The organism is Desulfitobacterium dichloroeliminans LMG P-21439 (assembly GCF_000243135.2).
In the GTDB taxonomy this organism is placed as follows: domain Bacteria; phylum Bacillota; class Desulfitobacteriia; order Desulfitobacteriales; family Desulfitobacteriaceae; genus Desulfitobacterium; species Desulfitobacterium dichloroeliminans.
In genome coordinates this window covers 2,116,499-2,135,193 of record NC_019903.1, presented here as the reverse complement: position 1 = coordinate 2,135,193, position 18,695 = coordinate 2,116,499, and the positions used below count along the sequence as shown (strand labels likewise).

At 42.7% G+C, this 18,695-nt stretch carries 20 protein-coding genes; 14 read left to right on the top strand and 6 right to left on the bottom strand.

Annotation, left to right across the window (positions count from 1 at the left end; genetic code table 11):
• The first annotated feature begins 20 nt into the window (after nucleotides 1-20).
• The 8 genes from DESDI_RS10075 (at nucleotide 21) to DESDI_RS10040 (ending at nucleotide 8,174) form a co-directional block, all read left to right on the top strand.
• On the top strand, nucleotides 21-1,283 hold the full coding sequence (locus DESDI_RS10075) for a tetratricopeptide repeat protein (protein ID WP_015262508.1): 1,263 nt from the start codon (nucleotides 21-23) through the stop codon (nucleotides 1,281-1,283).
• Between the two features lie 85 nt (nucleotides 1,284-1,368).
• On the top strand, nucleotides 1,369-1,896 hold the full coding sequence (locus DESDI_RS10070; protein ID WP_041219902.1) for a LamG domain-containing protein: 528 nt from the start codon (nucleotides 1,369-1,371) through the stop codon (nucleotides 1,894-1,896).
• A gap of 4 nt (nucleotides 1,897-1,900) precedes the next feature.
• A complete protein-coding gene (gene cobO, locus DESDI_RS10065) occupies nucleotides 1,901-2,434 on the top strand; it encodes a cob(I)yrinic acid a,c-diamide adenosyltransferase (protein WP_015262506.1) in 534 nt (177 codons plus the stop codon).
• Nucleotides 2,435-2,648: 214 nt separating this feature from the next.
• The gene (locus DESDI_RS10060) at nucleotides 2,649-2,864 is read left to right on the top strand and encodes a hypothetical protein (RefSeq protein WP_015262505.1); all 216 of its coding nucleotides are present in this window, start codon (nucleotides 2,649-2,651) and stop codon (nucleotides 2,862-2,864) included.
• Between the two features lie 199 nt (nucleotides 2,865-3,063).
• On the top strand, nucleotides 3,064-4,965 hold the full coding sequence (locus tag DESDI_RS10055; RefSeq protein ID WP_015262504.1) for a PrkA family serine protein kinase: 1,902 nt from the start codon (nucleotides 3,064-3,066) through the stop codon (nucleotides 4,963-4,965).
• 13 nt (nucleotides 4,966-4,978) lie between these two features.
• Complete coding sequence (gene yhbH, locus DESDI_RS10050) at nucleotides 4,979-6,109, top strand: sporulation protein YhbH (RefSeq protein ID WP_015262503.1); 1,131 nt, start codon at nucleotides 4,979-4,981, stop codon at nucleotides 6,107-6,109.
• Nucleotides 6,110-6,165: 56 nt separating this feature from the next.
• Complete coding sequence (locus DESDI_RS10045; protein ID WP_015262502.1) at nucleotides 6,166-7,530, top strand: SpoVR family protein; 1,365 nt, start codon at nucleotides 6,166-6,168, stop codon at nucleotides 7,528-7,530.
• A gap of 29 nt (nucleotides 7,531-7,559) precedes the next feature.
• The gene (locus DESDI_RS10040; protein WP_015262501.1) at nucleotides 7,560-8,174 is read left to right on the top strand and encodes a DedA family protein; all 615 of its coding nucleotides are present in this window, start codon (nucleotides 7,560-7,562) and stop codon (nucleotides 8,172-8,174) included.
• A gap of 104 nt (nucleotides 8,175-8,278) precedes the next feature.
• On the opposite strand, the gene DESDI_RS10035 is transcribed toward DESDI_RS10040, so the two are convergent.
• Genes DESDI_RS10035 through DESDI_RS10020 form a run of 4 tightly spaced genes read right to left on the bottom strand, consistent with a single transcriptional unit; the run spans nucleotide 8,279 to nucleotide 11,357 of the window.
• Nucleotides 8,279-8,725, bottom strand: coding sequence for a Fur family transcriptional regulator (locus tag DESDI_RS10035; RefSeq protein ID WP_015262500.1), 447 nt, complete (start codon nucleotides 8,723-8,725; stop codon nucleotides 8,279-8,281).
• Entirely contained in the window at nucleotides 8,722-9,579 is an 858-nt protein-coding gene (locus DESDI_RS10030) for a metal ABC transporter permease (RefSeq protein WP_015262499.1), read from the bottom strand. Before DESDI_RS10030 ends, DESDI_RS10035 begins: the two co-directional genes overlap by 4 nt.
• Nucleotides 9,563-10,360: a metal ABC transporter ATP-binding protein gene (locus DESDI_RS10025; RefSeq protein WP_242825386.1), complete on the bottom strand. Its 798-nt coding sequence runs from the start codon at nucleotides 10,358-10,360 to the stop codon at nucleotides 9,563-9,565. Before DESDI_RS10025 ends, DESDI_RS10030 begins: the two co-directional genes overlap by 17 nt.
• Before the next feature lie 31 nt (nucleotides 10,361-10,391).
• The gene (locus DESDI_RS10020; RefSeq protein ID WP_015262497.1) at nucleotides 10,392-11,357 is read right to left on the bottom strand and encodes a metal ABC transporter substrate-binding protein; all 966 of its coding nucleotides are present in this window, start codon (nucleotides 11,355-11,357) and stop codon (nucleotides 10,392-10,394) included.
• Nucleotides 11,358-11,512: 155 nt separating this feature from the next.
• Between DESDI_RS10020 and DESDI_RS10015 the strand changes: the two genes are divergently transcribed.
• From DESDI_RS10015 to DESDI_RS09995, 5 genes are all read left to right on the top strand, one after another.
• Nucleotides 11,513-12,022: a peptidylprolyl isomerase gene (locus tag DESDI_RS10015; RefSeq protein ID WP_015262496.1), complete on the top strand. Its 510-nt coding sequence runs from the start codon at nucleotides 11,513-11,515 to the stop codon at nucleotides 12,020-12,022.
• A 236-nt stretch (nucleotides 12,023-12,258) separates the two neighbouring features.
• A complete protein-coding gene (locus tag DESDI_RS10010; RefSeq protein WP_015262495.1) occupies nucleotides 12,259-13,257 on the top strand; it encodes a DnaA/Hda family protein in 999 nt (332 codons plus the stop codon).
• Nucleotides 13,258-13,260: 3 nt separating this feature from the next.
• Nucleotides 13,261-14,232, top strand: coding sequence for a 6-phosphofructokinase (pfkA, locus tag DESDI_RS10005; RefSeq protein WP_015262494.1), 972 nt, complete (start codon nucleotides 13,261-13,263; stop codon nucleotides 14,230-14,232).
• 93 nt (nucleotides 14,233-14,325) lie between these two features.
• Nucleotides 14,326-16,434 (top strand): cell division protein FtsA, encoded by a 2,109-nt coding sequence (locus DESDI_RS10000; protein WP_015262493.1) that lies wholly within the window; start codon nucleotides 14,326-14,328, stop codon nucleotides 16,432-16,434.
• Nucleotides 16,435-16,644: 210 nt separating this feature from the next.
• A complete protein-coding gene (locus DESDI_RS09995; RefSeq protein ID WP_015262492.1) occupies nucleotides 16,645-16,845 on the top strand; it encodes a hypothetical protein in 201 nt (66 codons plus the stop codon).
• 257 nt (nucleotides 16,846-17,102) lie between these two features.
• Here DESDI_RS09995 and DESDI_RS09990 read toward each other — a convergent pair whose 3' ends face one another.
• Nucleotides 17,103-17,564 carry a formylmethanofuran dehydrogenase subunit E family protein gene (locus DESDI_RS09990; RefSeq protein WP_015262491.1) on the bottom strand — a complete coding sequence of 154 codons (462 nt, stop codon included), beginning with the start codon at nucleotides 17,562-17,564 and terminating at the stop codon, nucleotides 17,103-17,105.
• 105 nt (nucleotides 17,565-17,669) lie between these two features.
• Entirely contained in the window at nucleotides 17,670-18,038 is a 369-nt protein-coding gene (locus DESDI_RS09985) for a TIGR04086 family membrane protein (RefSeq protein ID WP_015262490.1), read from the bottom strand.
• A 153-nt stretch (nucleotides 18,039-18,191) separates the two neighbouring features.
• Between DESDI_RS09985 and DESDI_RS09980 the strand changes: the two genes are divergently transcribed.
• Entirely contained in the window at nucleotides 18,192-18,692 is a 501-nt protein-coding gene (locus DESDI_RS09980; RefSeq protein ID WP_015262489.1) for a hypothetical protein, read from the top strand.
• The last annotated feature ends 3 nt before the right edge of the window (nucleotides 18,693-18,695 follow it).

The window sequence follows — 18,695 nt, the reverse complement described above, 5'->3', positions numbered from 1 at the left end:
ATGATACGGAGGGAATGCTAATGAAAGAAGAGAGTTTGGATATTTGGCGAACCCTGATGGAAAAAGGTACTACCTATTTAGCACAAGCAGATTACATTCAAGCAGAGGATTACTATAGGCGGGCAATAAGAATCGCCAAAAAGTTAGACGTACCTTTAGTTAAGGCATTTTCTCTAAGATTGATGGCTACTGTTCAAGTTAAGCAAGGTAAAATCGAAGCAGCTGAAAAAGGCTTTCGCGAAGCCTTGCAAATTTGTGAAGAGGTATCTAATTATAAAGGAATGTCTGAAGCATTTGCTGGTTTAGCAAGTATCGCCGTAGAAAAAGATACTTGGGAAAGTGCTATTTATTGGTTTAACCGTGCTATTGAAGTATACCCTAGCGAGTCGCCCCCTCTACGCTTAGCTATGCTATATAGTGATCTAGGCCAAGTTTACTCAGCTTTAGAGCGATGGTCGGAAGCCCAAATTAGCTACAAGAACGCGTTAGAGCTGTGTCATCGGTACAGTTACCCGAAAGGTGAGGGGGAATTAAGTGTACTGATTGGAGAATCCTGTTACCGACAAGGTAACCAGAAAGATGCTATTGTCCATATTCGTTACTCCTGCAAGATTTTTGCTAGTCTAGGCGAAGAGTTGTCATTAGCCAATGCTCTGCAATACTACGCTTTTATGAAATTTGAACAGCAAAGCCTTACGGAGGCCCTCGCCGCAATGCAAAGGGCAGTAATATTACAGATGAGGAATCAGCTATGGAGCGATGCCAGCGAATCTAGTTACTTTATGGCAAAAATTCTGCAAAACCTGGGGTATCTCGATGAAGCTCAGTATTACTTAGAGCTATCTATTCAATACTGCACAGATTTGGAAAATAGTTTAGCGATTCGCCTGCAGAGCTTGGGCAAATTGATGGTTAATAAAGAAGAATATGGACAGGCTAAAGGATATTTGTTAGAGGCATCAACCATCTTTGAACAGCTAGGAGACGATCTTCGCCTTGGTGAGTGTTATGAATATCTTGCTTTTCTTTTAGATGCGATGGGTGAAGAGGAAGAAGGAGAATATTTCCGTAAAGAAGCCAAGCGTATGATTGCAGGTTATCATGCTCATTCCCTGAGCGCAGTACAACGTTTAGCAGAATATTATGAGAGCAGGCGTCAATACCTGGATGCTCTTCAATGCTTTTGGCAATCCATAGAGATCGCCCATGATATAGGCTATGAGACTATTGATCTGGAACGGGCAGTTCAAAGAGTGTCACGCAAGATTCGTCATAAAAAATAGTGAAATTTTCGAAGATCACTAGGAAAGTTTTCGGAATTCAGTTAAACTATGGATAAAGGTAAGAGTAGGGTTGGTGAGAGATATTGTGAGATTAGATGATATGCTGCTTTTAGAATGCTTGGAAGATCTGCATCTTATGATTGAACAGTCACTTGAAAAAGTTTCTAAGGTACGCTCAGTTCATGTCACCCATTTTGAAGAATGGGCTGAAGAAATCAGAAACCATCGGCGAATTTTTGAAGAGATTTCTTTACCCTCTCGATTAATTATTGAACATTTAATGCACTGTCGGCATAAAGCCGGACAAGTAGCTCTTGAAACGGGTCAGATGAGCCTGTCGTTCACCAGCATCGGCAGAATACAGGTTGAACCTTTTGGTATCATCAAGCTTAAATGTGGTGAATTAGAAACGACATGGCGAGATAGCAGCTATACTTATTATTTTTACCCGGATAAAGTGGAACTGCGCGCGATAGATGAAATGTCAGCCATTAAAATACTCTTTACTTACTCCTTTACCCAGCAGATTGTTGAAAAATTTCCGGAACTCATTCAATGTCCTAATGTGGCCTATATCCACCCTCAGCTAGAACAATGGACAAAGCAGGTGTAATTTTATGGAAAAACTGGAACGGGGTTTAGTACAAATTTATACAGGGGACAACAAGGGGAAAACAACAGCAGCTCTGGGTTTGACTTTAAGAGCAGTAGGTCATGGATTCCATGTATTTATCCTGCAGTTTATGAAAGGCCGTCAAGACTATGGTGAGTTGCAGGGACTGAAGCGCTTGGAGCCTGAATGCCAGATCGAACAGTTTGGTTTGCCAGGCTGGGTTCATAAAGGACAGGCAAAAGAAGCAGATTGTCTTGAAGCTCTCAAAGGGCTCGAGCGTGCTCGTGAGCTAATTACATCTGGAGAGTGGGATATTGTTATACTCGACGAGATTATCAACGCAATCTGGTTTGAATTGATTCCGGAAGAGCTGGTCTTGGATCTGTTGGAAGCTAAACCCGGGCATGTAGAAATTATCATGACGGGACGCAATGCTTCATCAACCTTAATAGACAAAGCTCATTTGGTTACGGAAATGGTTTCGATAAAGCATCCTTATGAACTTGGCATTCAAGCCCGTAAGGGAATAGAATATTGATATCTCTGTATTTTTGGAAAAAGTTCTGTCCATAAGGACAGGGCTTTTTGCGTATCAGATAGTTTGGAATACAATATACAATTTCCAAGTATTGAAAAATAGTATATTTTTCTATAATTTTCAAAATTATTTTTAATTTACACTAGATTTCACAAAAGTGTTGTGTTAGAATAAGAGCAAGATAGTACTTTCACAAGAGCGGAGGTGTAGTCACATGTATGTCGCACAGTTTGAGTCGACGACAAAGCACGGGATTCCATTTAGCTTACAGAAGCTTAGACGGGGAGATCGAGTGATTACCTATAATTCAAAAATGGGAACTGTGGTAAGGTTAGAAAAAGATGAATATGGTGAATATTTTATTGTCCAATTGGATGTTATGGCTGGGGAATATGCCTATGAGGCTCGCGATTTAAGAAAATTGCAATAATTAGGTGATACCCATTGTCCAACCCATTAAAAACGCTTGTAAGCTTATGCTTGCAAGCGTTTTTTGCTTCTAGGGTAATCTTGACACGACCAGGTAGTCAAGTAGGGTAAGAAAAATGTAATGTCTCTTCTATTTAGATGAGGCATATATTAAAAATAAGCCTGAAAGGTGTACTTGTTCAGCGAAAGGGAGGGCGACCATGGAAGTAATACAATGGCTTAGGAATTTCAGAGATAGTGAAGAAGCTTTAGTTTGGAACGGAAATTTTAGCGAGTACCTGCAAATGGTGGTAGAGAATCCTAATTTAGCGATGCATGCCCATGCTCGAATCTATGAGATGATTCACAAAGCAGGCATTAAAGATCTAAACAATCAAAAAAGTTATGCATTCTTTAATAAAGAACTCTTTGGTATGGAAAAAACCTTAGAACGTTTGGTAGAGGAGTACTTTCATTCAGCAGCTAAACGGATGGATGTTAGAAAGAGAATTCTTCTGCTTATGGGCCCTGTTAGCGGCGGGAAGTCGACCATCGTCACCATGTTGAAGAATGGCTTGGAAGAATATACTCGAACAGAGGAGGGAGCTGTATACGCTATTGACGGCTGCCCTATGCATGAGGATCCCTTGCACCTGCTTCCCCAGGTTCTGCGCGAAGAATTTGAACAGAAATACGGAATTCGCATTGAAGGGAATCTTTGTCCGGTCTGTCGGCTGCGGGTAGAAGAGGAGTTTCATGGCTATGTAGAAAATGTTCCAGTAAAACGAGTCCTTTTTTCCGAAGAGAAGCGGGTGGGCATCGGCACGTTTACCCCTTCTGATCCAAAGTCTCAAGATATTGCCGATCTGACGGGAAGCATTGACTTCTCAACCATCACGGAATATGGTTCAGAATCAGATCCTCGAGCTTACCGCTTTGACGGCGAATTGAATAAGGCCAATCGCGGACTTATGGAATTCCAAGAAATGCTCAAATCGGATGAGAAATTTCTCTGGAACCTCTTGAGCCTCTCTCAAGAAGGAAATTTCAAAGCGGGACGTTTTGCTTTAATCTCGGCCGATGAACTGATTATTGCCCACACTAACGAAAACGAATATAAATCCTTTGTGGCTAATAAAAAGAATGAAGCCCTTCAATCGCGCATTATTGTCATTCCTGTACCATATAATTTGAAGGTTAGCTCAGAAATCAAGATATATGAGAAACTAATCCAACAAAGCGATCTCAAGGGAGTCCATCTGGCACCTCATAGCCTCTGGACCGCTTCGGTCTTTAGTATCATCTCACGAATGAAGCCCTCGAAGAAACAGGGTATGGATTTAGTTAAGAAAATGCGCCTTTATGATGGGGAAGATGTAGAAGGATTTAATCAAAAAGATATTAAGGACATCATGACGGAAGGGGAAGAGCAAGGGGAAGGTATGAGTGGCGTTGATCCTCGCTATGTCATCAATCGCATATCAACAGCGCTGATTAGAGATCAGAAGTCTTGCATTAATGCCTTGGACATTCTGCGGGCTCTTAAGGATGGTTTATCACAACATACCTCGATTACTAAGGAAGAAAGAGAGAATCTCGTCAACCTAATTTCTCTGGCCCGTAAAGAATACGATGAAGTAGCCAAGAAGGAAGTCCAAAAGGCTTTTGTATACGCCTATGAAGAATCAGCTAAGTCCTTACTTAATAACTACTTGGACAATGTAGAGGCCTACTGCAACTCGACCAAACTTTATGATTCCATAACAGGGGAAGAGCTTGAGCCCGATGAACAACTGATGCGCAGTATTGAAGAGCAGATTGGGGTATCAGAAAATGCAAAAAAAGCTTTTCGGGAAGAGATTCTCATTCGTATCTCAATTTATGCCCGTAAAAGTAAAACCTTTCAATATACATCCCATGAACGGCTTAGAGAGGCTATCGAGAAAAAGTTGTTCGCCGATCTTAAGGATGTAATAAAGGTCACCACCTCGGTGAGTCATCCGGATCAAGAGCAATTGCGCCGCATCAATGAAGTAACAGACCGTCTTATACAGCTTCATGGCTATTGTCCCGTTTGTGCCAACGAGATTGTAAAATATGTCGGTTCCCTTCTCAATCGCTAAGGGAGTGTGTACCATGAGTGATGATATTATTGTCAGCCGCGAGGACTGGAGCCTACATCGTAAGGGGTATCTGGATCAAAGTCGACATAAGGAGAAGGTACAAGAGGTCATCAAAAAGCAGCTGGGTGATTTAATTGTCGATGAAAGTATCATCATCAGTGATGGCAAGAAAACTATGAAAGTCCCCATGCGGTCATTGGAGGAGTTCCGCTTTCGGTTTGATTACAACAAAAGGAATCATACCGGGCAAGGAAACAAGAAAATGAAGGATGGAGAAATTCTCGCTCGAGATAATGCGCGTAAGCATGTGGCTGGAAATAGTCAGGGTGCTGGGGAGGAGCCTGGGATCGATATCTACGAGGCTGAAGTCACCTATGAAGATTTGGCGGCCATCCTTTTTGATGAGTTGCAACTTCCTAATTTAGACGATAAAAAACGACCTTTGATTGCCCATGATAAGCCAGAATTTAGGGATATACGCAAAAAAGGTCTGATGGCCAACATCGATAAGAAACGCACTTTAATCGAAAGTATTAAGAGGCAAGCGTTGGCGGGGAAAAGGCAGAATCTGTGCATCACTCCCGAGGATCTGCGTTTTAAGACTTGGGAAACTCATCCCAATTACGAAACCAATGCGGTTATTATTGCTATGATGGATACCTCTGGATCCATGGGACAATTTGAAAAGTACATTTCGCGAACCTTCTTTTTCTGGATGGTACGTTTCTTAAGAGAGAAATATGAAAATGTCGAGATGCGCTTTTTGGCCCATCATACGGAAGCGAAAGAAGTGACGGAAGAAGAGTTCTTCACCCGGGGAGAGAGCGGGGGTACCCGCTGCTCCTCTGTTTATCAACTTGCCCTTGAAATGATTCAGCGGGAATATCCTCCGGCTCATTATAATATTTATCCGGTTCATTTTACCGATGGAGATAATATTGGTTCTGATAACACTCGAGCAATGAATCTTATGCAAAAATTAGTGGAAATTAGCCAGGTGGTGGGCTATGGAGAAATTCTCCGAACCCATTATTCCAGCACCCTGATGACGACGTTGAGGCGTATTGCCGATCCCAAGCTCCGCTTGGTGACGATTCGCGATCGCCAAGAGGTTTATGAAGCCTTGAAAACAGTATTTTCATAAGTGAGGGGTATGCAATCTACCGGTTAAAACGATCAAATATGTGAGGAGGGGTGTCCGTGGATTATGAAGTTACTGAACTTAGCTATCATGCGAAGGAGATTGTTCAGGTGGCTAAGGGGTTAGGGCTTGACTTTTATCCGGTGCATTTTGAAGTCTGTCCGTCGGAAGCCCTCTACTCTTTTGGGGCCTATGGGATGCCGGTGCGCTTTACTCATTGGAGTTTTGGGAAGGCTTTTTATCGCATGAAAATGCAGTATGATTTAAACCTCACACGGATCTATGAGCTTGTTATCAATTCCAATCCGGCGTACGCCTTTCTGTTGGAAGGCAATCGGCTAATCCAAAACAAACTCGTCATTGGGCATGTTTACGCCCATGTGGATTTTTTCAAGAATAATCGCTATTTCCAGAGGACACCACAGGACATGGTGGTGCGCATGGAAGCTCATGCCCGTCGGATACGGGATTATGAATTGGAATATGGACGGGAGACGGTGGAGAAAACACTGGATGCAGTTTTAGCCATTCAAGAGCATGTCGAATTTCGAGCTCATTTAGGGAAGAGGAAAGAAGATACTTATTCTTCTGGCAAGAAAATTGCCCAGGAAAAGAAAAAGCCCATCCCTTCCTCGGAGTATGCAGATCTCTGGGATGATGAACCAGATCAGAAAAGTGAGGAGAGGGTTATTGAGGAAGATCTATTGCTTTACCTTATCACATATTCCCCAGCCTTAAAGGATTGGCAACGAGATATTATCAGCATGATTCGTGAAGAATCTCTCTATTTTTATCCGCAAATCGAAACAAAGATTATCAATGAGGGATGGGCAACCTTTTGGCATTCTAGGATCATGCGTGAACTGGATTTAACCGATGCCGAGGCTTTGGATTTTGCGGTGATGCATAGTCAAGTAGTGCAGCCTTCCCGTCTTCAGCTCAATCCTTACTACCTAGGGGTGAAAATATGGGAAAGCTTAGCGGAACGGCATGATTTAGAGACCTTATTCGAAATACGAGAGACGGAGAATGATGTGTCTTTCCTACGCAATTATCTCAACCAAGAATTGGTTGATGATCTAAATCTCTTTAACTACCGCAAAGTAGGAGCCCATTGGCAAGTTATGGATACGGCTTGGGAAAAAGTACGCGATAATTTGGTTAGGCAGTTGGTGAATGGAGGTCATCCGCGAATTCTCGTTAGGGATGGAGATTATGAGGGCAAAGGGGGACTATATCTCCATCACGTTCATGAAGGAATGGATTTGGATATCGTTTATCTTGAGAAGACCTTGCTGCTCTTGGAAAGCTTATGGGGAAAAGGGGCATATCTGGAAACCGTAGTGGATGGAAAACAAGTGCTTTTTGAGTGTTCCAATCAAGGGATTTCACGGAAAAATATATCTTTACTTAACCATGGCTAGATTAAGAGCCAAGGATAGGAGGTAAGCAGATGCTCGAAGGGCTGCTCGGCCAATTAGGGGAATTCGTGGTTCAGCTCATCTCTAGCTTAGGCTATTTCGGGGTGTTTTTGGCTATGGCAATTGAAAGCGCTTGTATTCCCTTGCCCAGTGAGATTATTCTCCCCTTTACAGGGTACATGGTATATCTCGGGCATTTCGATTTTTGGACAGCTACTCTTGCAGCGACCTTGGGAAATCTATTCGGGGGTGTAGTGGCCTATTACGTGGGAGTACGAGGAGGGAGGCCTTTTATTCAACGTTATGGCCATTACATCTTTATCAAGGAGAAAGAACTCAAGTGGACAGAACGATTGTTTAGCAAGCATGGAGAAGTTACAGTCTTGGTGGGGCGCATGTTACCCATTATTCGCACCTTCATATCCCTACCCGCAGGGATCGCAAAAATGAATCCGGTCAAAATGGCTGTCTATACGGTATTAGGCGCCTTGCCTTGGTGTATGTTTTTAATCATTGTAGGAGAAAAGCTCGGTGCCAATTGGAATTCCCTAAAACCCTTATTTCACCGCCTCGATCTTCTCATCGGTATTCTACTTTTGTTCGGTATTGGCTATTGGTTACTAATGCGTATCAAGCATAGACGATAGGGAAATATCAAATGCCATAATAAGCTACAAAAAAATCCCCTTTGGGATAGTCCTAAACAGGGTGTTTCAGGTGTCTACCCAAAGGAGAGATTAGAGATTACAGATTACTGATCACGGCAAAGTGGGCAAACCCCAAAAAAGCGTAGCCAATGCTCCTCAATTTGATAACCGCTGTCCTGTTCCAATTTGTCTGCAATATGGGAAATCGGGCACTCTCCCAGCAATTCTTCGGTATGACCACATTGGGAGCATATCAATTGGTGGGAATGATGGTGATGTGAATGCTTGTTTTCCAGACGGTATTTCTCACCACCGGCACCGAATTCCTCGGACTTCAAGAGACCGAGGCTTTTTAGCAAGTCTAAGACTCGATAGATGGAAGCAACACCAATATGGGTGTTTTCCTGTTCAAGTAAATGATGTATATCGTAAGCACCTAAGAATTCTGAATGGTTAGCTAAAATACCAATCACTTTTTTGCGAGCGGAGGTCAGTCGATATCCTCTTTCTTGAATGAGTTGGATGATATCATCAGTGTTCACGGAGGTCATCCTTTCTCAGATAGTTTTACCCGGCCAAGACTACGGCGTAGGCCGACGCGTTTAGTGGAAAAGAGAAAGCTTATCAAAAAAATTATAGCAGCTGTCAGGGCGATACTAGCGCCTGAAGCAACGTTTAAATAATAGGATAGATAAAGTCCGACAATAGCACTCAATAGGCCAAAGAAAATTGCAAGAAGAACGAGTTTCTTCAGTGAATGAGTCCATTGAAAGGCAGACGCTGCTGGAATGGTCAAGAGTGCTGTGACTAGGATAATCCCCACTGTTTGGGAGGCCACAACCACGGTTACGGCAATGATGGCCAGCATAGCATAATGTAAACGAGCACGTGGTAAGCCAGTCACTTCCGCCATCTCTGGATCGAAGGCATAATACACAAATTCTTTATAGAAAAGAGTTAAAATGAGAAGAATCAGCAGGGTAGAACTGACAATAATCAATAGATCAAAAGAGCCAATCGAGAGGACTGAACCAAAGAGGTAACCAGTTAAATTGGTGGAATAGAACTTTAGGGAGCTAATTAAAGCCACTCCTAAGGCCATGGAGGTCGAGAAGAGGATGCCGATCGCCGTATCCAAGCTGACCTTAGTCTTTTCATGGAGCACACCGATAAACAAAGCAAGGCCAATGGTATAAATATTTCCGGCGATGTACAGATTCCAATCCAATAGATAGCCGATGGCTAAGCCTGCCAAAGATCCATGAGCCAAGCCTTCGCCGATGAAGGCCAGACGCCTTAAAATAACAAAGGTTCCCACTACGGCAGTAAGAATAGCCACAGCAATGGTTCCGATTAAAGCCTGCTGCATGAAGGGATATTGTAAGGGATCAGTTAATAGGTGCATTGCGAATTATCCCTCCCATTTGACTTCCCAAGAATGTACGCTGTAATATATCGGGAACGAGGACTTCCTCTGGTGTGCCAAAAGCAATGACGGTTTGGTTCAGACACAAAATTAAATCAAAGTGATGATATTCCAAAGCTGCTAAATCATGGGTCGTAGTAAGGATGGTAATTCCTTCGCCATGTAAATCTTCAATAAGACGATAAATACTTTGCTGTGAAGGGATATCTAACCCGGTAGCGGGTTCGTCTAAAAGTAAAAGCTGCGATTCGGTGGCCAGGGCTCTGGCAATCAAAACCCTTTGCTGCTGACCTCCAGAAAGTTGGCCAATGGGACGATTTTTAAGATGGAGCATGTTGACTTTTTGCAATGCCTGCTCGACAAGATGATGATCCTCTGCCCGGGGACGTTTCAGCCATCCCAAACGCCCCGTTCTGCCCAGCAAAACGACTTCATAAACAGAAATTGGGAAGTCCTTATCCATGGTTTTAAGCTGGGGGACATATCCCAGCTGTACTTTTCGGCGCCAATCCTGAGTAGGAGGATGACCAAATACCTTAACCGTTCCTTGGGAGGGAGAATTCAAACCGACGATGCTTTTAATAAGAGTCGATTTGCCAGAGCCATTGGGTCCGATAATGCCAATGCAAGAGCCACTGGGGATTTTAAGATTAATATCCCAGAGAATTTCCTGTTGGGGTAGGGTAAAGTAAAACGATTCAAATTCTACTGCAAGGGGTAGTTGAGGATGGGGGATATGCATATGAAAACCTTCTTCCATCAGCGGGATTATGAGCTTAGTGGCTTACTTATTATTTTAAAGCGGAGACAAAAGCGTTCGTATTGTGCTTCATGATGTCAATATAGCTATCAGTCTCTGATGTGACACCCAAAGTGTCGTTGTATAAATCCTCCACGACCTTAACCCCTGTATCTTGGGCAAGTTGAAGTATAAGCTTGGTATTAAAGCCTACCTCCCCAAAGATAGCTTTTACATTATGATCCTGAATCAGTTGAAAGAGTTGAGCGTATTCCTTAGGGAGAGGCTCGGATTCTTCTCCGGAAATAACCGAACCAAGAACAGTAAGACCATAACGTTCTGTATAATAAGCCCAGGCATTATGGTAGACGATAATCTGGCGATGTTCTTCTGGAATGGCTTGAATTTGTTCTTTTATCCATTGATCTAAGGATTCCAGCTCCAGAAGATAGCTTTGAGCATTGGCAGTAAAGACTTCACGATCCTGAGGGTAGGTTTCAATTAAGACATCACGGATTTTCTCAACATAATGTTGAGCGTTTGTTACATCCAGCCATAAGTGAGGGTTGCCCTGAGAGTGATCATGTCCATCCCCTTCGGTATGGGTCTCTTCTTCTATGGCATCATGTTCTTCTTTAACCCCTAAGATAGGGAGTCCATCAGCTAATACCACGGTCCGGATAGTGGGGTTTTGGGAATTCGCAATGAGATTTTCTAAATAGGACTCCTGGCCGACACCGTTAGCAAAAAAGAGTTTTGCCGTCGCTACCTGCCGAACTGCATTAGCTTTTGGTTCATAGGTATGGGGGTCACTGCCTGTGGGCACCAAGCTGACGACTTGAATTCGATCTCCGCCCACTTCCTTAATCAGGTCGGCAAGGGGTGAAATGCTGGTGATGACCACGTTTTGCTGGAGATTGCTGACGGGCTCCTCGGCTGAGCAGCCACCTATAAAAAAGGCAAGAGATGCTGCCAGAATAATCATTAAAGATTTCGAAGTGTTGCTGAATGATTGCATAGGGCCTCCTTATTGATATGTTGTTTCAATAAGAAAGTGTAGTACAGAAAAATATAAATGTCAAATTATTGAGTTCAATTTATTCATAAACGTGGTAAATGAGCTGAAAAATGGTTATAATCAGGAAGAGAATTCAATTTTAGGAGGATATAGCTGTGAGCGAACAAGAATTAGATGGCAAGAAACCCGTCGTAACGATTGAAATGGAAAATGGAAACCAAATAAAGATTGAACTTTATCCGGAGATAGCTCCAGAGACGGTGAAGAATTTCGTTGCCTTAGTTGAAAAAGGTTTTTATGATGGGATTATATTCCATCGTGTAATTCCCGGTTTTATGATTCAGGGTGGAGATCCCCAAGGAACTGGAATGGGCGGATGCGGCTATAGCATTAAAGGTGAATTTACCTCTAATGGTTTCCCAAATGACCTTAAGCATGATCGAGGGGTTATCTCTATGGCACGTACGGCAAACCCTAACTCAGCAGGATCTCAATTCTTCCTTATGCATGCAAATTCACCTCACTTGGATGGACAATATGCTTCCTTTGGTCGAATTATTGAGGGGATTGAAGAAGTAGATCGCATAGCTAGTGAAAAACGCGATTATCGTGATAAACCAATCGAAGATCAGCAGATGAAAAAGGTTACAGTAGATTTCCAATAAGACTATAAGTAAAAATCATTCGCTTGATTACATAAGCAGCAAACATGGAAAAAGAGAGGGAATGTCCCTCTTTTTCCTCTTTTGAGAATATAAACTTAAAGTACATGTTAAGGAAAGATTATAGGCAAGAATAGATTATAGGTAAGAAAAGATCATTGTAAGAAAAGATCATTGTAAGAAAAGATCATTGTAAGAAGTGATCATGGTAAGATGGTGGGAAAGGAAGGAGGAGGGATATGATTTGGATTTCGTCAGACTTTAATCGTATGGGAGAAAATATTCTGAATGGATACTCTCCTGATCGAGCTCCTTTCTCCACGTTAATATATGGCCCCGCAGGGGTAGGAAAATCTGAACTTCTTTTGCATTGTTTTAAACGATTAAAAAATCAATACCCAATTCTCCATCTTGATGCCCAAGACTTTATTAAGAGTTATGCATTTTCAGCCCAGGAAGGAACCCTGACTCAATTTCGTCACAGAGTCCGCACCCCAGCGGTGTTGATTGTTGATCATCTTGAATTGTTAAAAGGGAAGGTTCGCAGTATCGAAGAATTCTATCATACTTATGAAGCACTATTTCAAAGTAATTGTAAAATGATCTGCGGATTTCGTGGGGAACCTTCTCAATTAGATGTGCTAGGGCATAAACTGGCCTCGCGATTACGGGGAGGGCTAGCTGTTCCGATTAGGCAGCCGAGCCGAGATGACATTTTAAACTATTTACAAAGGCTGGCTCACGCTAAGTTTTTAATCCTAGAAGAGCAAGTGTTGGAGGCCATGACGGAAGAAATAGATAATTTCCCGGAAGCTCAGAACCTTCTAAAGGATTTTATTCAGTATGCTAATAAGATGGAAGGGGCTCTGGATAAGGAAGCATTAACAGCTTATTTTGTCTACCAAAAGCAGAGGGAAAACTTTCGTCCCACCCCGCACAATATAGTTCGTCATGTTGCGACGATGACGGGAACGAATCTTGCTGATATTTATGGTGCTTCGAGAGTTCCTAAAGTGCGAGAGGCTCGGGCGCTAGCGATCTACGGAATACGTGGCCTCTGTCAGCTTTCATATCCGGAGATAGGATCATTGCTGAACAAATCTCACAGCAGTGTGATCAAATCCTATCAACAGCTTCAGGACCTCAACAAGCAAGATCCCGAAATGAGCGAAAAAATCAAAAGGTTCTTAGGTTATTTTAATGCTCAAGACGACGTTAATTTTAGGAATGGGGTATGATTCGTGACTGCTAAGATTAAGAAAATTGCCGTTCTCACCAGTGGCGGAGATGCACCGGGGATGAATGCGGCCATCCGTGCCGTAGTACGCAAGGGGATATATCATGGGCTTGAAGTTCTTGGGGTAAAAAAGGGTTACGAAGGACTTATCCATGGTGAATTCATCACTATGAATCTGGGAGCTGTAGCAGATATTATTCATCGTGGTGGAACGATGCTTATGACGGCCCGCTCTCCAGAGATGATGACTCCAGAAGGGCAAAAAAATGCAGCTGAACAATTGCGTTACCGTGATATTGATGCCTTGATCATTATTGGCGGGGATGGCTCTTTCCTCGGGGCGCAAACCCTTTCGGCCCAAGGGATACCGATTGTAGGTATACCGGGCACGATTGATAACGATATTTCGGGAACGGATTTGACTATTGGTTTTGATACCGCAGTCAATAATGTGGTTCAGGCTGTAAGCAAAATTCGCGATACGGCTACTTCTCATGATCGCACCTTCCTAGTGGAAGTCATGGGTCGGGATTGTGGTAATATTGCGCTCCAGTCGGGTGTAGCTTGCGGCGCTGAATCCATTATCGTACCGGAGATTATGCCGGATATGGAAGATATCATGGCAAAATTAGCACGTGGTCATCAGCGAGGGAAAAATCACAGTATCATTATTGTCGCAGAAGGCGCGGCAAGTGCTTTTAAGCTAGGAGAAGAACTTCGCCAGGGTACAGGATTTGAGACCCGAGTTACGATTTTAGGTCATATTCAACGGGGAGGAAGTCCCAGTGCAATGGATGTAGTCTTGGCCTCTCAGATGGGTGGAAAGGCCGTAGAAATCCTTTGTGCAGGCGAAACGGATCGCATGACAGCCTATGTGAATCAAGAAATCGTTTCTCTCCCCTTAGAAATAGCTTATGGAGAGCGGAGGCCTTTGAACAGAGCTCTCTATGATTTAGCAAATCAGTTAGCGATTTAAGTCTTGATACTCAAAGAGACAAGAAAAGAAAAAACGAAGATATAGAGGAAATTAAGCATATCAGGTAGAATTCTTGCATTTGAGGTGATCAGTGTGGAACAGGTATTTGCCTTAGATATTGGCACGCGCTTGGTAATGGGGCTCATTATGGAAAAGACTTCCGAGGGCTATCAGATAATCGCGCAGGCGCAAACAGAGCATCGCCAGCGCTCGATGTATGACGGTCAGATTCACGACGTTGAAGCAGTCGCTCAAGCTGTGCAATGGGTTAAAGAGGAGCTTGAAGCAAAGATTAAGAGGAAGCTATCCTTTGTATCTGTTGCGGCAGCCGGGCGAGCGCTTAAAACTGTTGTGGCTACCGCGCATAAATCTCAACTAGTTCCTATCGTATGGGAAAGAGAAGATGTTTTTGCTCTCGAAATGGAAGCAGTACAACATGCCCTGCGGGAATTACAACCTGATGAAGGTACCCCTTACCATTGCGTTGGATATAGTACCATTGAAGCTTTTTTGGAGGGCCAAAGTCTAGCCAAGCTTATCGGACAAAGAGGAAAAGATGTTCAGGTTAAGGTGATTGCCACATTTTTACCTCGTACGGTTATCGATGGCTTAACAGGAGTAATTACCAGAGCCGGCTTAGAAATGCGAGACTTGACCTTAGAACCTATTGCGGCCGGAAGAGCTGCCATTCCACCGGATATGAGGAGAATGAACCTTGCGTTAGTCGATGTGGGAGCAGGTACTTCTGATATTGCCCTGACCCAAAACGGATCATTTTTCGCCTATGGGATGGTGCCCATGGCGGGGGATGCAATCACAGAAAGAATTTGCCAGCATTTTTTGTTGGATTTTAAAACCGGAGAAACTATCAAACGCAGTTTAAGTTTAAATTCGCAAATTACCTTCACTGACTTTCTTGGAGCGGAAACAACAGTTGACAAGGAAGAAATTATCGAAGAAATTCGCCCGGTTGTTTTCGAATTAGCTCAAAAAATAGCCAAGGAATTGCTTCGACTCAATCTAAAGAATCCCCATGCGATTATTCTCGTCGGTGGGGGAAGCTTAACCCCTTTTTTGGCTGAAATTCTTTCTGAACTTCTTGAATTGCCGAGAAATAGAGTGGGTATTCAAATCCGCGAAAGGATTCAGGGTGTCTCGGGTGAAGAAACTCTCAAGGGACCTGACGCCATTACACCCATCGGAATTGGGATATCTACCTTAGAAGGGGAAGGGTTACAGTACTTTTCAGTTCGTGTTAATGACATCCCTGTTCAAGTTTTTGAGTTGCAATTAGCGACAGTTTCCGATGCACTTCTGGCAGCGGGAATAGAACCAAGACTTCTTGTCGGTCGACCAGGCTCGGCGTTAATCTTTGAATTTAACGGGGAGATGAAGATTCTAAAGGGAGAATTCGGAAAGCCAGCTCAATTTATTCTCAATGGCAATGAGGCAAAATTGGACCAAGAACTTAAGCCGGGGGATAGTATTAAATTTCTACCTGCTGTCGATGGGAAAGATGCTCAAATAACTTTTGCCGACTTGATCCCTAGGGCACTAGCCAAGAAGATTAAGGTCAATGGGCAAAAACTACTTTTTACTCCGCGAACCTATTGTAATGGTCATTTGGTAGAAGATGATATGAAAGTTGTCGATGGCGCCAAGATAGAGGTTTCTGCCAATCGAACAATAAAGGATTTATTGCGTTTTCTTCATGAAAAGGATTATCAGCGGACGGAGATTCGCTATAAAATTGACGGTCAAGAACATACTTTTCCGGGAGGAAGAGAAATTTTTGTTAACCAACAAAAATCAGCCCTCGAGCGGGTTGTTCAGGATGGTGATGATATTGTCATCCGTGTCAAAGAGATTACGATTAGAGATTTGCATTTAAATCCCCGGCCTATGGTGTTTTGTGTCAATGGTGAAGAAGTTCATTTTCCTCCCCAAATTCACCGTGTGCTCTCCCGTGGTAAAATTCTCACAGGTCAGGATAAAGTGGAAGATGGAATGGAACTAATCGTTGAGGGTTATGAAACCAGACCTATCCTTTCTGATTTACTTCCTCATATTAAGATACCTCAGGAGATGCCCGCTAATGCTCGGTTATCCTTGAAGAAAAACGGCCAACAAGCAGAGTTCACAACCCCTCTCATTCCGGGAGATCGCATCGAGATCCATTGGGAAAAAATCATTCCCCAATAATAAGCAAAAAACCCCATCTATTACATGATGGGGAAGGGCTATTGCCCGGGTGGAAAAGGGTTGAGGAGTGTTTGGTCTTAGTATAGATTAATCGAAATATTCTGTCAGCAAAGTGACCTTCAACGGTATATAATTATCCGTGAATGGTTGAATTTGCACTCTTGACATTCTGCTGTCAGGCTCTAAAATGATAATGGAGGTGTCATAATTATGTTATTTCAATGGATAATGGGTTTTGTTGCTCTTGGTGCTCTTATTGTATTATTAGCTTCGGACAGATGGTCCAGTAAATCTAAGCATTCTAGTTATTATGAACAAGTGAAGAAACCTTCTGGCAAAGAAGCACGTTTAGCCAATCTTCCGGACACATCAACTAATGATAAATTTTACTCAAAGTTAAATGCTCATTAGAAAATAAAAAAGAAGCCTGCAGGGCTTCTTTTTTATTTTCTATCTGTAAGTTTCTATCTGTAAGTTTCTATCTGTAAGTTTCTATCTGTAAGTTTCTATCTGTAAGTTTCTATCTGTAAGTTTCTATCTGTAAGTTTCTATCTGTAAGTTTCTATCTGTAAGTTTCTATCTGTAAGTTTCTATCTGTAAGTTTCTATCTGTAAGTTTCTATCTGTAAGTTTCTATCTGTAACTGTTGTTGTTTTAACTGTTACTATCTTAATGACCTCGTTTCTTTAGTTCTCCGGGAATTAACTCATAATGGCAAAAGGCAGATTCCTCTATTGAGAGCACGAATTGAACCTCTTCAAGGATTTTGTTTTGCTTTTCCCGAGGACTCAGACCTTCAATATTAAAGGCTGCTAAATGCTCAAGTACTTCTTGAGCAATCCTGATTTGATGTAATTCGTGAGTTCCCGTAAAGTGAAATTGATAAAGGTGTTGTTGGGTTTCTTCAATCATGAGGGCACGACGTCCCAGGGTGGCTTTGTTTAAGACCTGCATGGCATCGACTGCGCAGGACTGTGTAAAAGCTTTAACTAATAGTTCAGAATCTGGAGTAGGCCGAATGCCCATCTCCCGTTGAGCCAGCTGAGCAACCCGATAACCTACAGCAATCCCGGGACAGGTATGACCATGAAAGTCTATGACAAGCTCCCAAGGAGTTTTTTCAACGCACATAATAATCCCTCCCCAATCGATTCTATAGTACTATTTTAACTCTTTTGGGAGAGATTAGAAAGCCAATTATTGTTTCTATTTAAATTCTAGCGAATTTGCTTTACTTCATCTACGAATGATGACTCCGATGATTCCACCAATACCACCGGTAGCAATGCAGATGATGGATTTTTCACCTAATGCTAACCAGGAAAGGGTATCCGGACTTAAGACTGTGAACAAGAGGAGTAATAAAACGATAAAGACCATGCCAATTCCGATACCGTAATAGAGACCTTTCGTACCGGCACGATAAGCAGTGACCACCGCAGCTACGAATACGCTGACCCCGACGATAAAATTATAGGCCGAAGAAGACTCGCGAAGGGGGGTGAAGGTAAACAATAGGCTAAGGATTAATGAAAGAAGCAGGGCAACACCGGACGCAATTAATATTCCTTTAAGAACAAGATTCAATTGAAATGATTTGGACATAGGTCATACCTCCTTTGACTAATAGAATCTATGCATGTTCAAGGTAGAGTATGCTTGAGAAGGGATACTATTAATGAAATTGGATTTTTCTAAAATTTAGGTTTATAATGTGGTTAAGATATTACCGGATTAGCCGGCAGGGGAGATGGTTTCTTGGCCTTAAGAGATAAGACGAATCAGCGATTTAAGGGATTTTTTGAGAAACAGTCGAAACGAAATGAAGGAAAAGAATTTGAAATTGCCTATTCTGAAATTCAAAGAGAGACAGGAGCGGCCAGTAGCACGATGAAACGTGCCCTTGAAGCATTAGCAGCTGAAGGTTGGCTCGAAATTAATCCTGGACGGAATTCGCGTTATGGACTTTTCAAATTGCTGCAGCCGGAAACGAATTCTGAGGACATTTCTACCCCTATCTCTGAACTTTCTTCGGCACCTGATTACGAGTCTTCTGCTCCAGATCCCGCTCCTGCACAAGAATCTGATTTCCATGTTACTTCAGCTATGGATTCCGACCAACGTGAACTTCAAGCGAAAATTTATGAATTAGAACATCTTGTGGATGGGCTGCGTCGAAGAATAAGGACTCAAGAAATGACCATCGCTCTTCTGCAGGATCGCATGGCTGAGATTGAAGACAAGCTTTATCGAAGGTAATTT

Bases quoted from the DNA above. Each gene is read 5' to 3' on its own strand.
- DESDI_RS10010 (WP_015262495.1), top strand. From the start codon at position 12,259: ATGATTTGGATTTCGTCAGACTTTAATCGTATGGGAGAAAATATTCTG.
- yhbH (WP_015262503.1), top strand. From the start codon at position 4,979: ATGAGTGATGATATTATTGTCAGCCGCGAGGACTGGAGCCTACATCGT.
- DESDI_RS10040 (WP_015262501.1), top strand. From the start codon at position 7,560: ATGCTCGAAGGGCTGCTCGGCCAATTAGGGGAATTCGTGGTTCAGCTC.
- DESDI_RS10025 (WP_242825386.1), bottom strand. From the start codon at position 10,360: ATGGAAGAAGGTTTTCATATGCATATCCCCCATCCTCAACTACCCCTT.
- DESDI_RS09990 (WP_015262491.1), bottom strand. From the start codon at position 17,564: ATGTGCGTTGAAAAAACTCCTTGGGAGCTTGTCATAGACTTTCATGGT.
- DESDI_RS10020 (WP_015262497.1), bottom strand. From the start codon at position 11,357: ATGCAATCATTCAGCAACACTTCGAAATCTTTAATGATTATTCTGGCA.
- DESDI_RS09985 (WP_015262490.1), bottom strand. From the start codon at position 18,038: ATGTCCAAATCATTTCAATTGAATCTTGTTCTTAAAGGAATATTAATT.
- DESDI_RS10035 (WP_015262500.1), bottom strand. From the start codon at position 8,725: ATGACCTCCGTGAACACTGATGATATCATCCAACTCATTCAAGAAAGA.
- DESDI_RS10060 (WP_015262505.1), top strand. From the start codon at position 2,649: ATGTATGTCGCACAGTTTGAGTCGACGACAAAGCACGGGATTCCATTT.
- DESDI_RS10055 (WP_015262504.1), top strand. From the start codon at position 3,064: ATGGAAGTAATACAATGGCTTAGGAATTTCAGAGATAGTGAAGAAGCT.
- DESDI_RS09995 (WP_015262492.1), top strand. From the start codon at position 16,645: ATGTTATTTCAATGGATAATGGGTTTTGTTGCTCTTGGTGCTCTTATT.
- DESDI_RS10030 (WP_015262499.1), bottom strand. From the start codon at position 9,579: ATGCACCTATTAACTGATCCCTTACAATATCCCTTCATGCAGCAGGCT.
- DESDI_RS10075 (WP_015262508.1), top strand. From the start codon at position 21: ATGAAAGAAGAGAGTTTGGATATTTGGCGAACCCTGATGGAAAAAGGT.
- cobO (WP_015262506.1), top strand. From the start codon at position 1,901: ATGGAAAAACTGGAACGGGGTTTAGTACAAATTTATACAGGGGACAAC.